This is a genomic window from Virgibacillus carmonensis, assembly GCF_057836705.1.
In genome coordinates this window covers 1-572 of record NZ_JBYQFJ010000306.1, presented here as the reverse complement: position 1 = coordinate 572, position 572 = coordinate 1, and the positions used below count along the sequence as shown (strand labels likewise).

Sequence of the window (572 nt, the reverse complement as noted above, 5' to 3'; positions counted from 1 at the left end):
CACGGGCATATTTTGCCGCAATCGCAATATTGTTAAATAGACAAAATCCCATTCCTCCAGTTTGTTTGGCATGATGGCCAGGGGGACGGGTGAGGGCATAAGCATTGCGGACTTGCTCCTTCATTACTGCGTCCACTGCAGTTAAAGCCCCGCCGGCAGATAGTAATGCAATTTCATAGGAAGCAGGTCCAACATTAGCGTGTTCACCAGCATCTCCGCCGCCACCTTCGCTTAACGCTTTAACCCTTTCAATGTAATCGGGTGCATGGTTTTTCTCGATATCTGCACGAGTGGCATACCTCGGCTCTAACTGTTCCAGCTCTTTAATAAATTTGGAACGATCCAGTAAATTCTTTATCCGCCGTTTTGTTTCTGGATTTTCCGCATACGCATCTTCCTGTATCCAACCACCCGCATTCAACATTAGCGCGCCATTTCCTGTTTGATGCCAAAAGTAGCTTTCATCACAGATGAACCCGGTTATCTTTTGCATGTAGACCACCCTTTTCCTGTTGACTTGTCGACAATATAATAATGAATCTAAGGTAGCATAAAGTATAGAATAAGTAAAC

1 pseudogene is annotated in these 572 nt (G+C 44.8%); it reads right to left on the bottom strand.

Features of this window, described 5'->3' with window-relative positions:
* Positions 1-493 (bottom strand): annotated as a pseudogene (locus AC3G7N_RS22015) (arginase family protein); the annotation flags it as partial.
* Positions 494-572 lie beyond the last annotated feature (79 nt).